The organism is Streptomyces sp. NPDC048331 (assembly GCF_043201215.1).
In the GTDB taxonomy this organism is placed as follows: domain Bacteria; phylum Actinomycetota; class Actinomycetes; order Streptomycetales; family Streptomycetaceae; genus Streptomyces.
Genome location: NZ_JBICYT010000016.1, coordinates 134447 through 149002 on the forward strand (window position 1 = coordinate 134447; position 14556 = coordinate 149002).

General features: G+C 68.5%; 13 protein-coding genes. 12 read left to right on the forward strand and 1 reads right to left on the reverse strand.

Features of this window, described 5'->3' with window-relative positions; genetic code table 11:
* Positions 1-57: 57 nt before the first annotated feature.
* The 8 genes from ACGFYY_RS23420 to ACGFYY_RS23455 are packed head-to-tail and all read left to right on the forward strand — an operon-like array spanning position 58 to position 8734.
* Positions 58-1401 (forward strand): glycosyltransferase family 4 protein, encoded by a 1344-nt coding sequence (locus ACGFYY_RS23420; RefSeq protein WP_364852356.1) that lies wholly within the window; start codon positions 58-60, stop codon positions 1399-1401.
* Complete coding sequence (locus ACGFYY_RS23425) at positions 1398-2393, forward strand: D-2-hydroxyacid dehydrogenase (RefSeq protein WP_364852354.1); 996 nt, start codon at positions 1398-1400, stop codon at positions 2391-2393. The genes ACGFYY_RS23420 and ACGFYY_RS23425 overlap by 4 nt, the downstream gene beginning before the upstream one ends.
* Positions 2393-3502 (forward strand): radical SAM protein, encoded by a 1110-nt coding sequence (locus tag ACGFYY_RS23430; RefSeq protein WP_364852352.1) that lies wholly within the window; start codon positions 2393-2395, stop codon positions 3500-3502. Before ACGFYY_RS23425 ends, ACGFYY_RS23430 begins: the two co-directional genes overlap by 1 nt.
* A complete protein-coding gene (locus ACGFYY_RS23435; protein WP_364852350.1) occupies positions 3499-4623 on the forward strand; it encodes a hypothetical protein in 1125 nt (374 codons plus the stop codon). Before ACGFYY_RS23430 ends, ACGFYY_RS23435 begins: the two co-directional genes overlap by 4 nt.
* On the forward strand, positions 4623-5420 hold the full coding sequence (locus ACGFYY_RS23440) for a radical SAM protein (RefSeq protein ID WP_364852405.1): 798 nt from the start codon (positions 4623-4625) through the stop codon (positions 5418-5420). Before ACGFYY_RS23435 ends, ACGFYY_RS23440 begins: the two co-directional genes overlap by 1 nt.
* The gene (locus tag ACGFYY_RS23445) at positions 5420-7141 is read left to right on the forward strand and encodes a carbamoyltransferase C-terminal domain-containing protein (protein ID WP_393712001.1); all 1722 of its coding nucleotides are present in this window, start codon (positions 5420-5422) and stop codon (positions 7139-7141) included. The genes ACGFYY_RS23440 and ACGFYY_RS23445 overlap by 1 nt, the downstream gene beginning before the upstream one ends.
* Positions 7138-7833, forward strand: coding sequence for an HD domain-containing protein (locus ACGFYY_RS23450; RefSeq protein ID WP_364852346.1), 696 nt, complete (start codon positions 7138-7140; stop codon positions 7831-7833). The genes ACGFYY_RS23445 and ACGFYY_RS23450 overlap by 4 nt, the downstream gene beginning before the upstream one ends.
* Positions 7748-8734 carry a glycosyltransferase gene (locus tag ACGFYY_RS23455; protein WP_364852344.1) on the forward strand — a complete coding sequence of 329 codons (987 nt, stop codon included), beginning with the start codon at positions 7748-7750 and terminating at the stop codon, positions 8732-8734. Before ACGFYY_RS23450 ends, ACGFYY_RS23455 begins: the two co-directional genes overlap by 86 nt.
* Before the next feature lie 3 nt (positions 8735-8737).
* On the opposite strand, the gene gltX is transcribed toward ACGFYY_RS23455, so the two are convergent.
* Positions 8738-10117, reverse strand: a complete 1380-nt coding sequence (gltX, locus tag ACGFYY_RS23460) for a glutamate--tRNA ligase (RefSeq protein WP_364852403.1) — start codon at positions 10115-10117, stop codon at positions 8738-8740.
* Positions 10118-10347: 230 nt separating this feature from the next.
* On the opposite strand from gltX, the gene ACGFYY_RS23465 reads away from it, so the two are divergent.
* The 4 genes from ACGFYY_RS23465 to ACGFYY_RS23480 all read left to right on the forward strand — a co-directional run bounded on the left by ACGFYY_RS23465 (position 10348) and on the right by ACGFYY_RS23480 (position 14484).
* Entirely contained in the window at positions 10348-11058 is a 711-nt protein-coding gene (locus ACGFYY_RS23465; RefSeq protein WP_364852342.1) for a methyltransferase domain-containing protein, read from the forward strand.
* 63 nt (positions 11059-11121) lie between these two features.
* Positions 11122-11793, forward strand: a complete 672-nt coding sequence (locus tag ACGFYY_RS23470; RefSeq protein ID WP_393712005.1) for a ParB/RepB/Spo0J family partition protein — start codon at positions 11122-11124, stop codon at positions 11791-11793.
* Entirely contained in the window at positions 11790-13229 is a 1440-nt protein-coding gene (locus ACGFYY_RS23475) for a ParB N-terminal domain-containing protein (RefSeq protein ID WP_393712007.1), read from the forward strand. The genes ACGFYY_RS23470 and ACGFYY_RS23475 overlap by 4 nt, the downstream gene beginning before the upstream one ends.
* Before the next feature lie 703 nt (positions 13230-13932).
* On the forward strand, positions 13933-14484 hold the full coding sequence (locus tag ACGFYY_RS23480) for a hypothetical protein (protein ID WP_364852334.1): 552 nt from the start codon (positions 13933-13935) through the stop codon (positions 14482-14484).
* The last annotated feature ends 72 nt before the right edge of the window (positions 14485-14556 follow it).

Consider the following 14556-nt stretch of genomic DNA (forward strand, 5'->3'; position numbering starts at 1 on the left):
GACGTGCACGCTGGGCGTGACCGGCTGCATGTGGTCGCATTCCTGGAAGGTCTGCCGATGACCATCGTTGAACATGTCGGCCCTACGACCCCGTTACCCCCGACCCACCACACCGCCGGACTGACCAGCACGGCCCCCGAGGGTGCTCCCTCGAATCGCGGCACCGGCACGAACCGGTTCGTGGTCGTGCTCGCCCACGAGGGTGTCTACGGCGCCTGCTCGGGCAGCGGGTTCAGCAACCGCACGTTCATCACGGCGCTGGCGCGGATGGTTCCGCGCGGTCGGCTGGTGGTCGTCCCGGTACTCCACACCCCTGGAACTCCGGGGCACACACCTCGGTGGAGTCAGGAGATGGAGACCCTACTGTCGGACGCTCAAGCGATCGTCCTGCCGGTGGACGGGGCATCCCTGCTCTCGACGCCATCGGACCTAGAGGTCCTGTGCGCCAAAGCGGTCCGCCGCGCCGCGCCGTACCTGCGTCCCGGGAGCCTCCTGATCGGGTGCGACGTCCCGTTCATGGCTGTGGGCTCCTACGCCGCCCCAGGGGTGGAGATCCTGCTCATCCCCAGGTCCTCGACCTTGCTCACCGAGCCGGCCGCGTACGAGCAGATCGCTTGGGAGCGGCGAGGGATGGCCACCGCCGTGCAGCGCGGCGGCTGGGTTGCCGCGATCTCAGCCCACATGCGCGAGCACCTCGCCGCTGCCTGCGGCGTACCGGAGTCGGCGGTGATGGACCTCCCGAACGGCCTGCTCCTCGGCGAGGAGGACTTGAAGCAGGTCACGCCTCCGCCGCTCCCGGCAGCCGCGGAGGACGGGTTCGTCCTCTCGTTCGGCCGCGCTCTGCCTTCAAAGGGCTTCGAGGACCTGGTGAAGGCGTTCGCGCTGCTCCGCCTGGAGGGCCTTCCGCTTCCGCATCTCGTCCTCGCGGCAGTGGCCTCCGCTCGGTGGCCGACGCCGCATCAGCGTCACCTGGCCGGGCTGCTGCAACGTCACCGCGTCGACGCCACTTTGCTGACGCGCTTTGACCCTGCGATTCGAGGCTGGGTGACCGATACCAGGATGCGCGCCTTGGTCGTCCCGTCCCGCAGAGAACCCTTCGGCCGCATCCCGTTGGAGTGCTTCGCCGCGGGCGCGGGCCCGGTCGTGGCCACCTCCGCCGGCGGTCTGGCACGGACCGTGGTCGAGGGGGCGACCGGGTTCTCAGCTCCCCCCGAGCAGCCGCCCGCGCTGGCGCAGGCACTGCGGCGGGCGCTGGCCGCGACCCCCGCTGACCGCGCCCGCCTCGCGCAGGCCGGGACCCGGCTGGTGGTCGAGCACCACAACTACGCCTCCACGATCCGCAAGGCCGTAGGACGGTGCGCGGTCTGGGCGCTCACGCCACACGAGGGGGAGTCGCCGTGACTGCGACCGTCGTGATCGCCCTGAACTCCGAGCAGGAGTTCTTCACCATCCGCGACCACCACCTGGCCGGTCTCCAGACCTCGTTCCCGACGGTGCGGTTTCGCGCGGTCGCGGACCACCAGGTGCCTGCTGCCCTCGCGGAGGCCGACGTCTACCTCGGGTGGCGGTTCGATGCGGACTGGTTGCGGCACGGCATCGGGCTGCGCTGGTTCGCGACGCCGTCTGCGGGGACCGACCATCTGCCCGTCCCGCAGCTCCTGTCCTCCGGAATCACGGTGACTCGGTCCTTCGGCTTCCATGGGCAACCGGTGGCCGAGCACGCCATGGGGATGCTCCTCGCCTTCTCTCGCGGAATCATCACCAGCTCCCGCCTCCAGAGGACACGGTCCTCGTGGAAGGAGGCCATGGCCGAGGAGTTCTTCGACCTGGCCGGCTCGCGGATGCTGATCGTCGGCTGCGGCAGCATCGGCACGCACCTCGGGCTGCTGGGCAACGCCTTCGGGATGCACGTGACGGGAGTACGGCGCACCCTCCCCCAAGGCCCGAACACCTTCATCGACTACGTGCCCGCAGACCAGTGGCGCGATCACCTGCCGACTGCGGACGTCGTGGTGAACCTCCTGCCCAAGTCACCGTCCACGAACGGCCTGTTCGACGTGCCGGCCTTTGCCGCGATGAAGGCGGATGCCGTGTTCCTGAACCTCGGCCGCGGGTCCACGGTCGACCACCAGGCGATGACGCAGGCCCTGCACGAAAAGCCCAGGCTGCGCGTCGCCCTGGACGTCACCACCCCTCGACCGCTCCCCCGCAAGCATCCCCTCCGCCGGCACCCCAGGGTCCTCCTCACGCCGAAGAGCGCGGCCTTCTCCAGGGCCTACATGGACGGCGCTCTCCGCTTCTTCGCGACCAACCTCCACAACTACCTCTCGGGCCGTCCCTTGCGGGGCCTGACCGAAGAGGCCGCCCTCCACCAGATCGAAGGAAGCTACTGATGGAACTGACCGCCGAGCACCAGCGGGTGCTGGAAGCGTTCCAGGCAACGGGCCGTAACCACCCGTACTACGCGTTCACCCTGAACGGGATCTGCGACCGCGACTGCGTGTTCTGCAAGCCGCACTGCATGCCGGACTACGGCCACAAGGACAAGCTGCTCAGCGTCGCCGAGTTCACCGACCTCGCCGCGGTCGGGGGCCGCTGGGGGTTACGGAAGGCGCACTGCTCCGGCGGCGAGCCGACCCTCCGCAGGGACATCCTCGGGGTCGTCGGCGCGCTGGCCAGCGGGCTCGGCGACGGGGCGCAGATCGGGATGACCACACACGGCAACCTGCGTCCGGGGCTCACCGTGCCCGCTCTCGCCGAGGCCGGCCTGACGTACCTGAACGTGTCCATCCACAGCCTCGACCCTGCACGGTCGCGGGAAATCATGGGCGGAGGCGACCCCTACGTCTCCATGGCCGCCGTCGAAGAGGCCCTGAAGCTCGGCCTGCGGGTGAAGCTGAACTGCGTGCTGATGCGCTCCTACATCGAGGACGCGTTCGCCGTCGCGTCCGTCGCCCGGACCCTACCCGTGGCCGTGCGCCTCATCGAGCTCCAGAACATCGGCCCCGCGCAGGAGTTCTTCGACGAGGAATTCGTCCCCGAAGCCGAGGTGCGCACCCTGCTGGCCGACTGGTTCACGGGAGCCGGAGAGGTCTCGCGTACCAGCCTCGGCGTACGCAGCCCCGGCCAGTACAGCCAGCCTGAGGGCTGGAAGGGGTCCATCGGCTTCATCTCGAACAGCTCATGTGCAACCTGCTCGGACGCGAACCGGATCAAGGTGACCGCGAGCGGGGTGGCCCGACCCTGCATCCTGCACAACCGGGACATCCAGCTCCGCCCCCACATCGCGGGAAACACACTGGACGACGCGTTCGCCCACCTGTTCACCGCCATGCTCGAGCGCGACAGCAACGAGGCATGGGGCGGCAAGCACTACGTGGACTACGACCTGCGCTGGGACCGCATGGCCCGCCCGGAGGGTGCCCCCGTCCTGCTGCCCGTGCTCGGCAACAACACCGGCGGCGGGTGCGCGGTGCGCCAGCCCGAAGGCGCCGGCCAGTGACCGACCTCTACGCGCAGGCGACTGACCGATACCTGCGCGAGCTCACCGGAGCCGGCCTTCGGCCGGTCCTGATCACCCACAAGTGGCAGCGCCCCGACCTCATCGCCCCGCACTCCGACCTCGACCTCCGGCTGATCCTCAGCTCCACCCCGCCGTCGTGGGCGAACTACGGGGACCGCCTGTTCCGCGCCCACAGCCGCGCCGTGGCTGCGGACCCCCTGCACGCCCGGCTCCTGGAACACCCGCCCGGGTTCATCTTCACCACCTCCGAGCTGGACGCGGGACTGGTCCAACCCGCAGAGGTCGTCACCTGGTCGGTGGCGCACGGAGAGCACCAACTCCTGGAGCCGTGGGTCAAGGGCGCCGAGTCCGCCCCGTGGACGACCGCCGACGCCCGCTTCTACGGCGCCCTGCTCAAGTCCCGCATCGGCGGCCGGTACCGCCTGGGGGACGACTCGGCCGACAACGTCACCGGAGACCTCGCCGACTACGCGCGTCACTGCGTCGCCTGGCACTACGTCGCCCCCTGCTGGTTCGCCGCGGCCTGCCTGTCCAAGCGCACCCGCCTCCAGGGGAAGCTGGAAGCCCTCGTCCGGTGGAGGCCGCAGGATGCTGCGCGCCACGCAGAGCTGTTCTCCTCCCACTCCAGCCCCGCCCGTTCCCGTCCTGCTCTGCCCGTGGACGAACTGCTGCGCTCGGCGCACGCGGCAGTGGACGCGGCCACCCGCCTCATCCGCCCCTCGGACCAGACGGTCCCCTCCGAGGACCCCGCCACCGCGGCGGTCCGTACATGGACCATGACCGCGGGGATGCTGCGGACGAAGACGGCGAGGTGGCGCTACTACCTCACCCCGCCCCCGGGTGTGCACACCAACTACCTGATCGCCCGCGAGGCGAAGGAGTTGAGCAGCGCCCGAGACGCCCTCCAGGGCCTGGCCCTCAGCGGTCCGGTGGCTCACCGGGGCCTGGCCGGCGCGATGGCGGACCTTCTGCCCCCACAAGGGACCACGACCACGGCGAGCACCCTGCGGGACCTCCTCACCCGTTGGACCGTGGCCCGGTCCGTCGTTCAGGACTTCCTGAGCGGCCCGATCACACAGGTAAGGAACCCCAACTCGTGATCACTCAGCCCCGGTTACCCACCCGGACCCTCAAGACCGCCAAAGTCAAGATCACCACGAAGTGCAATCGGTCCTGCGACTTCTGCATCTTCGCGGACGGCGCGCACGGGGTGAACATGCCCATCGAGACCTTCTCCGCCGTGCTCAACCAACTGGACCGGGTGCCGTTCGCCCAGCTGCACATCAACGGCGGCGAGCCCACGGTGCACCGCGGCTTCGCGGACCTCTCCCACCTCGCGCACGACCGCCTGCCGCACGCGGTGATGGTGCTCGGAACCAACGCGATCACCCTGGCCCGTAACCGCAGGCTCATGGACGTGACCCTGGAGGTGTACGACCAGGTCCTCATCGGCGCGGACGACGAGCACGACAACTACGACGAGGTCCACCACGTCGTTCCTGTCCTGCGAGCGGCCGGCAAGACCGTCGTGCTGAACTCCATCCGTGGCAAGGTCTCCGACGAGCGGATGGAAGGCTTCGCCGCTCTGGCCCGCTCCACCGGCTCGATCCACGTCACCAACGACGTCCACCACATCGACGTCGGACAGCCCGCGAACGTCCTCGGCGGCCTGTGCGCCCGGTACCTCGACCAACACCTCATGATCGAGACCGACGGGTCCTGCTACCGCTGCTTCAACGCCATGGCCAAGGAGGACTCGGAGTTCTCCGTGTGGGACGCCGACTTCGCCGACAAGGTCTTCGCACCGCGGGCCACGCACTACAAGTTCTGCTTGAAGTGCCACGAGTACAGCGACTCCGGGCACGCCGTCGTGCCCGCACTGATCGGAGGTGCCTGATGGCTGTTGCCCTGGGCCTGAACTTCCACCACGACACGTCCACGGCGCTCGTCGTGGACGGCCGGCTGTACGCGGCCGAAGAGGAACGCTGGTCCGGTCTCAAGCACAACCGGCGGCACGGCGAACTCAAGGGCGTCCTCACCGCGCCCACCGAATCCCTCACCTGGTGCCTGGACGCGGCGGGCATCGACCCGCACGAGGTCGATGCCGTGTGGGCTGCGGCCATGCGCCCGAGTCCGTCCTCCGGCCAGTGGCTCGCGACGGAGCACGACGAGCTGGCCGCCCTGCTCCCTGACCCGCTCGGCCGCAAACTCCGCCTGGTCTCCCACCACACCGCGCACGTCCTGGCCGGGTACCTCATGTCCGACCTCGACCACGCGGCCGGGCTCGTCATCGACGCCGGTGGCTCGCCGCTCGGATTCGAGTACGGGCCCGGGCGGGAGAGGATCACCGGCTACGACCTGCGCCACGGCAAGATCGACCGGATCCACCAGGCCCTGCCCACCCTCGCGGCCGGGCGGGACGGGATCGAACGGATCCACCACTCCCTGGGGCACTTCTACCGGAACATGGCCCACCGAGTGATCCCGCCGGGGGACGAGCCTGAGGGAAGCATGATGGCGCTGGCTGCGTACGGCGACCCCGACCGGTTCCGATCCGCCATGTCCCACATGATCGGCCTGGGCGAAGACGGGGAGGTCCACGTCTTGGCGCCGTACGGATCGGCCGACGCCGCAAATCCCCTGCACGCCGGCGGCTACGAGTGGACCACCGCGAACGCCGCAGTGATCCCGCTCTCCGTCCGCGCGGACTTCGCAGCCGCCGCACAGGAGGCATTCGCCGGGGCCGTCGTGCACGTCGCACGGCACCTGCACCAGCTGACCGGAGCCAAGCACCTCGTCTTCTCCGGCGGGTGCGCCCTCAACTCCGCCCTGAATGGATCCCTCGCAGAGCAGTCCGGGTTCGACCACGTTTTCGTCGCCCCGGCGCCCCACGATGCGGGTACCGCCGTGGGCGCCGCCTTGTACGGATGGCACCACCAGCTCCAACAGGACCCGCTGGGCCAGCCGACCGATGCCAGCTGGGGCCCAGAGCCCGACGGGGCGGGCATGGGCCTGCTGCCCGCCGACTGGCACCCGGTGCCCCGGCTCGGCAACAGCGTGGCACCGGCAGTGGCCGGGCTCCTCGCTGATGGCTATGTCGTCGGCTGGGTGCAGGGCGCGATGGAGTTCGGGCCGCGCGCCCTGGGGCACCGGTCGATCCTTGCCCACCCCGGCCGCCGTGACACCCGGGACACGATCAACCAGCTGAAGCGGCGAGCCGACTACCGGCCGTTCGCGCCCGCCGTGCTGGCCCGCTACGCCTCCCAGTGGTTCGCCGGCGAGGGCGACCCGTTCATGAACCGGGTCGTCCGCGTCCTCCCGCATCAGGCGGACCGCGTACCGGCGATCGTGCACCGTGACGGCACGGCACGGGCACAGGTCGTCCACCCCGGACACAGCGGGCTGGAAGAGATCCTGGAGCAGTTCCGGCTGCGCACCGGCCTGCCGATGCTTCTGAACACGTCCTTCAACCTGAAGGGCACCCCGATCCTGCGCACCGCGGCCCAGGCGGTGGAAGCCGCCGCTTCCCTCGGCCTCGACGCTCTGGCGGTCGGCGACTCCCTCTTCGTCCCCGACCGTCTGTCCCACGGCCGGCCTCCTCTGGAGATGTCCGCATGAAGGAAGCCGCAATGGCCCTCTGGGACGCACTCGGCGCGGACGGGTGGACCCCCGATGAGCAGAGGACGGCCGCCGTGTGCGTGCCCGTCGCGCTGGCCATCTACGACGGGCGGACGCGCGACCAGGGCACCCCGTACGTCGAGCATCCGGCGGCGGTCGTACGGATCCTGCGCGACGAGCTCGGGGTGACCTGCACGACGGCCCTGATGGTGGGGCTTCTCCACGATGCCCTGGAGGTCTCTCCGGAGTCGCGCCCGGTGATCGTGGCGAGGCTCGGTGAGAAGTTCGCCGAACGGATCGCGGCGATCACCCCCGACCACCGCCTTCAGGGGAGGGCGAAGGGGCCCGGCGACCGGGAGGCGTGGCGGGCCAAGACGTCCGCGCTGGCGCCGGTGCAGCTGGTGATCCGCCTCGCGGACCGCATCCACAACCTGAGGGACCTGTCCCGCTCCCCGGACGCAGGCCGCCGGACCCGCTTCGTCGAGGACCTGGTGGCGTTTCACCTGCCGCTCGCGGAACGGTGTAGGCACCTCAGCCCCCACCTGGCCGCCGCAGCACAGCTGCTGCGAGCCGAGTACCACCGGTACGAGGAGGAGGAGAAGCGCCTTGGCTCAGACCGTGTACTCCATGGAACCGATCGGCCGGACCGGCGGCAGGGTGTACCTCCGCATGCTCCACGAGGTGACCGCTGACCAGGTCGTGTGGCGGACGCTGACCGATCACAAGCGCCAGGACCCGGTGCGCAGGTGGCGGAAGATCCGCCACCTGCAGCGGCTAACCCCGCTCATGCATCCGCTGGACCGCCCGGACATCTCGTTCGTGTGGGACGACCTGAGCCTGATCCTCTTCAGCCGCGAGATGCGGCACAGGACGGTCTTCATCCTGCACCACTACGAACCGCTTCAGCACGACTCGGCCCCGGTCGAAGCGGCACTCTGGCAGCACCTCTTCTCGCTCCTGCCCGAGTGCGCGGCCGTGGTCTGCGTGGCGCCGTACTGGGCCGAGTTCCTACGGGACAAAGGGGTGCGGAAGGTCCACGTGATCTACAACGCCTTCGACATGGAGGAGATCGACAAGGCCCGCACCCTCGACCGTGCACGCTGCCGCTCCGAGTTCGCCTTCGAGCCCGACACCATCGCCGTCTACACGGGCAAGGCCGTGCACTGGAAGGGCACCGAATGCGTCGCCCAAGAGCTCGCCGGCGCGCACGGGATCCAGGTCGTGGCCAGCGGGAACAACACGATCGGCTTCACCGGCACCCACCTGGACCTGCCCCGTGACCGGTACCTGCGCCTGCTTCGGGCCTGCGATGTCGGGGTGTTCCGGCCGCGGATGCAGGAGGGCTGGAGCCGGTGCGCGGCGGAGGCCCTGCTGTTGGGGCTGCCCAGCCTGGTGCAGCCCCTCGCAGGACTTCGTGACCTAGCGGCGCTGACGCAGCAGCCGCCGCCGGACACGGTACGGCTCGCCGAGCAGGTTCGAAGACGTGCGCAGGCTCCGCACGAAGAGGCCAGGGCCGCGTACGAGGCCCTGGCCCGATTCGATGAAGCCTACTTCGCCGAGGAGTGGAGCAAGGTGATCGCCAAGATCACCTGATCGTTAGCGATCCTGGCTCTCCAGGCGGCCCGCTGCGGCATCCAGGCGGGCCAGGGTCCGATCCCTACCCAGGACCTCCACCGACTCGAAGAGCGGCAGCCCGACCGTACGTCCCGTGACAGCGACCCGTACCGGCGCCTGCGCCTTGCCCAGCTTCAGGCCCTGCTCGGCCGCGACGCCTTCCAGAGCAGTCCGCAGGTGCTCGGTGGTCCACTCATCCAGCGCACCCCACGCCTTCCTCGCGCCCGCGACCATCGCCTCAGCCCCCGGCTTCATGGCCTTCGCCCACGAGGCTTCATCCTGTGGCGGCTCCGGCAGGAACAGCCAGTCCACGTAGGCAGTGATCTCCGACAGCACAGTGATCCGGGTATGCGCGTGCGGGGCGACGGCCTGCCAGGTGGCCTCGTCGTACTCCTCTGCCCGCCATGGTGCGGCCTCTCCGGAGAGCCACGGCCGGCACGCTTCGGCGAAGGCCCGCGGGGTCAGGGCGCGGATGTAGTCGCCGTTGAAGGCGGACAGCTTCTTCACATCGAAGAAGGCGCTGGCCTTGTTGACGTCCTCCAGGCGGAACAGCTCCTCGAACTCGGCGAAGGGCCGGATCTCCACCCCGTCCGAGGGTCCCCAGCCGAGCAACATCAGGTAGTTGACCAGCGCGTCCGGGAGGTACCCCTCGCCAAGGTAGTCCTCCAGTGCCACCTTGTCGCGGCGCTTGCTCAGCTTCTGCCGCTTCTCGTTCACGATGACCGGGAGGTGAGCCCAGATGGGAGGCTCGGCGCCCAGCGCCTCCCACAGGACTTGCTGCTTCGGCGTGTTCGACAGGTGTTCCTCGCCGCGCACCACGTGGGTGATGCCCTGGTCGATGTCGTCGACGGCGTTGGCCAGGAGGAAGACGGGGCTGCCGTTACCTCGGGCGATGACGAAGTCCTCCATCGCCTTGTTCGGGAACTCGGTCCGGCCGCGCACGAGGTCGTCCACGACGGTCATGGCGTCGTCGGGGGTGCGGTACCGCAGGGCTCGTCCCTCGACGAACTCAAGTCCGCGGTCCCGACAGTGGCCGTCGTACCCGAGGTGCTGCGAGCCGGTACGTGCGACGAGCTCTTCGCGGGTGCAGTCGCAGTAGTACGCCTTCTTCTCGTCGTAGAGACGGAGGGCGGCGGCGAGCTGGGCGTCCTTGTTCTTCGACTGGAAGTAGGGCCCCTCGAAGTGCGGATCGTCGGCGTGGATGCCGATGGCGGCGAGGGCGTTGATGATCCCTTCCACCCACTCCGGGCGGTTGCGCTCCTCGTCGGTGTCCTCGATCCGCAGGACGAACTTCCCCTGTTTGTCCTGTCGAGCGATGACCCAGTTGAAGAGAGCGGAGCGGGCTCCGCCGACGTGGAACATGCCCGTCGGCGAGGGGGCGAATCGGACGCGGATCGGCTTCATCGGCCCAGCGTAGCGGTCCTGATAGACCGTCCAAGGCGGCCTTTTCTGCCCTCCTACCGGGTGGCGTCGGCGGCACGCCGGGCGTCAGCACATCGGCGCAGGTGGTGGGCGTTGTAGATGGTGGCGTGACGAATTTTGCGGCTGCGGCCCCCTTCTACGCTTCCTATCGGCCTGGGTATCCCAGCTCGGTGTTGGAGTTGATCCGTGACCGCTTCGAGCTGGATGGGACGCAGCAGCTGCTCGACCTCGGGTGTGGTCCCGGAACGCTGTCGATCCCGCTGGCCCGGTACGTCAAGGTCGTCCACGCGCTGGATCCCGAGCCGGCCATGATCGCCGAGGGCGTCCGGATCGCCGCCGCCGAGAAGGTGGTGGGGGTCGCATGGCGGGTGGCGTGGGCTGCGGACCTCCCGAAGCTCGGGCTCCCCCCGATCGCGGTGGCTACGCTCGGCCGGTCCTTCGGCTGGATGGACAGCACACGAGTGCTGTCCGATCTGGACCACCTGGTCGAGCCCGCCGGCGGGGTGGTGTTCGTCGGCAGCAGTGATGCGAGTACTCGGCCGGGCTGGCTGGACGTGATCGAGAGCGTCGGCGCCGAGTACCTGGGGCACGGCTATCGCGACCGCCACGGACCCCATCACCGCGGGGTTGATCCCGAGCTCGACTTGGCGGCGTCACCGTTCCCACGGACGGACACCACCCTGTTCGAGCAGCCCCTCACGTTCACGCTGGACGAGCTGGTTGGCTTGCAGTTCTCCATGTCCTACACGAGCCCGGAGATCCTGGGGGCCAGGACGGCAGCGTACGAACGGGACCTGCGCGCGGCCCTCCTGTCGTACTCCCCTGCTGGGGTGTTCCACCAAGCGCGGCGGGTCGTGTGCACGGTGGCGGTCCGCGACTGAAGGGACGCGGGGCTTCCTGCTTGATCACCTAAGGTCGAAGGTGGGCGCGGGGCTGGAGCCCTCGTGTCTACTGCTGCACCCCGCATCCCCGACTCCCTCGCGGCACTGGCTGTCCCGCTCGAAGACCTCTCGCACTACTACCGCAACCCGCGGACCGGCGATCTCGAGTCGATCACCGAGTCTCTGGCCACCCACGGCCAGTATAAGCCGGTCGTGGTCAACAAGGGCTCCCTCACCGGACGCCCGAACGAGATCCTGGCGGGCAACCACACCGTCAAGGCGGCCCGGACCCTGGGCTGGGAAGAGGTCGCGGTCACCTGGCTCGACGTCGACGAGGACACGGCGGCGAAGATCGTCATTGTCGACAACCGCACAAGCGATCTGGCCGGCTACGACACGCAGCTCCTCGCGGACATCCTCACCGACCTGCCCGACCTCGCCGGCACCGGCTACGACCAGGCACAGGTGGACGACCTCCTGGACGACGCCTCCCTGCCAGCACCGATCGAGCTGCCCACCGACGGGGCCGGAACCGGAGCCGCGGCAACGGTGGACTACCTCCAGTGGGGCTACCTCCAGTGGTCTTCAACCCGCGTTCGAGTGACCCAGAACGAGGTCGAGCTCCTGAACTCGCTCTACAAGAAGTTTGTCGATGATCACGACACCGATCTCGGGTTTGGTTGGCATGTTCTGAACGAGGAGCACCTTGCCTCTGAGGAAGAAGTCGGCCAGTGAGCCCGCTTGACGTCCGGTTCGACCCGGCCTATCCGCTGGCCGATCTACGGCCGGCCGACTACAACCCGCGCCGTTTGTCGGACTCCGCGTTCGTCCGGCTCCAGGGCTCCCTGCGTCGGCATGGCGTCGTCAAGCCCGTGATCTTGAATGCCGACGGCACGTTGGTCGCGGGTCACCAGAGAACGAAAGGGCTGAGGGCGATCGGGCAGGACACCGTGCCCGCGACGGTCCTGCCGCAGAAGGTCCGCCTTCAGGACGAGATCAAATTCAACTTGCTCCACAACCGGGTCGAGACCGAGAGCAGCGTCGTGTACGCGGAGGCCGGCCCGATCGGTCAGTGGTGCTGGATCCCTTGGCAGACCATCGAGGTCGTCGCGTCGAGGAACCTGCCCTTCCAGCAGGCCATCGGCTTCATGACAGCCGCCCACGGCCCATGGGGGTCCGTGGTCATCGACGATCAGGGCCGCATCGTCCTCAACGCCGAGTACGCCGCCGTTGCGAAGGCCCAGCGATTCGACATCCTGGCGTGGACCGTCGCCTCCTTCGACGCCGGCCAGCTCGTGGAGGACCTGACCGGGGAGTACGGCGTCTACGACTGGACGGGGCTGGACGAGCAGGCCCCCGTGTGGAACCAGCACATCATCCAGCCGAACAGGCTCAGAGAGCCCACGTCGAAGGCGGCGGTGGAGAAGGTCCGCTACAAGTCAGAGACCTGGGAGCAGCTGGTCCTGCCCTGGCTGACGACCGGGCACCGGGTTGTTGACTTCGGGGCAGGCCACGGTGACTATGCCCGGCACCTGCGCGCACAGGGTTATCAGGTCCACGACTACGAGCCGTACCGCACGTTCAAGGGCAAGTACAGCCTGGACATTCGCGGGATCGTCGGCATGATCCGGACCATCGAACGCAGCCTCCGAGAGCGGGGCCTGTACGAAGTCGTCGTCCTGGACTCAGTGATCAATGGAACAACAAGCCTGGAGTATCAGCACTGGGTGCTGCTCACGGTCAACGCCCTCTGCGCCGAGAACGGCACGGTCGCCATCGGCACACGAAATTTGAATCACGAGCAGGCGTACGAGGATTCGGAACACTCCATCAGCCGCGATGCAACGCGGCTGAAGTTCCTTGATGAGCATGGCGTGGATATGCGGTTCGTCAAGGGCAAGTGGCAGCGCATCCGCTACCACACGCCAGATTCCCTGCACGGCTTGTTGTCGCGCTACTTCGAGGAGGTCGAGCTCAGCGACGCCAGCAAGGCCACGATCAAGGCTGTGTGCCGCAAGCCGCGCGCATTTCCCATCGAAGAATACGAGGAGGCTTTCCGGAACGAATTCAATATGCCATACCCCAACGACTATCACCACAACAGGCATTTCGGAATTGTGGAAAGATTGATAGAATTGACCAAGGAAAGGAACGCTCAATCGGAGGGGTAGGAAATGATATCGGGAGCGGACTCAGAGAGGGTTCGCATAGAAATTGAGGCACGTGATGCATACCGCATCATGTGGCTCGCCGGGATACGCCAGGTCGACCTGACGCAGCACTGCCTGCGGACCTTCGCGGAGTGCGACAGGCCGGCCGTGGACCAGCGGTCGAGGCGGCAGACCTTGCTCCTGCCGACGGTGAATCCGCCAGCAGCCTGGTACCTATGCGCTCTGCCGATTCCGTGGGACTGGGGCAGGAACGCCCACCTCGGCTTCGAGCATGCGCCTGGCGTGGAGTGGGAGGGGGACGCTCTCGTGCCTGGCCTGCGGGTACGGCTGCGCAATGCGCAGCCCATCACCGGGTGGGGGGAGCACTCGATCCCTGCTGGCGAACCGCTGCGGCAGGCCAGACTGTTCAGGACATGCAGGAACTGGCAGTTCGGATGGTGGCTGAGGCAGAACCGCCGCGTCCCGGCAGCTCTGGCAGCAGCAGCACCCACCGAGGAGCCGCCGGGGGTGACGCAGCTGTCCTTCGAGGGCTGACCGACAGCGTTTCCCAGACAGTGGCTGAAATTCACGCGTGAATGGCATTCCGGTGGCCGTGGACCGCCTCACGAAGTAGGCGCTCGCCCGCTAGCAGCTCGCAGCCCTGCCGCCGCCCTCCGTACAGGATCATGGAAGGGCGGCGCGGGGGTTTCGAGGAGCTGCGCACATGGGCCGCCCCAACAGGGCCGCACGGGCCGCCATCACCCAGCGGCGTACCGACGCGATCGACCTCAAGCTGGCAGGCATCCACTGGCTGACCATCGGCCGGAAGCTGGCCGCGGACCCGGCGATCAACAGCGACGGGATCGCCTACCCACAGGGGTACGGCATCGAGGCGTACCGGCGCGGCGCCGAGCCGCCGAGCGACGGCCGGCTGATCGAGCTCGCCTGCAAGGACGTGTCGAAGGCGCTTGCAGAGCGCAGCACCGTCCTGGACGAAAGCACCGATGAGCTGCGCAAGCTCATGGCCGAGCGGCTGGAGCGGCTGTTCTTCGGCGTGTACCGCTCCGCGATCCGGACCGGCGACCTCGCCGCCGTGGACCGTGCTGTCCGCATCATCGAGCGGAGCAGCCACCTCCTCGGCCTGAACCGTCCGGTTCGCACGGAGATCACCGGCGTGGACGGCGGCGCCGTGCAGGTGGAGACAACCGGCCTGGATGAGCTGGAGCGGCTGATCGCGCTGGCCGGCGACACCGGTTCCGAGGGTGGGGAGGGCTGACGAGGCTGCGGTTCTCCAGCTGTATCGCACGCTGCCCGCGTCGCGCCGCCGTGAGATCGCCGCAGCCTCCAC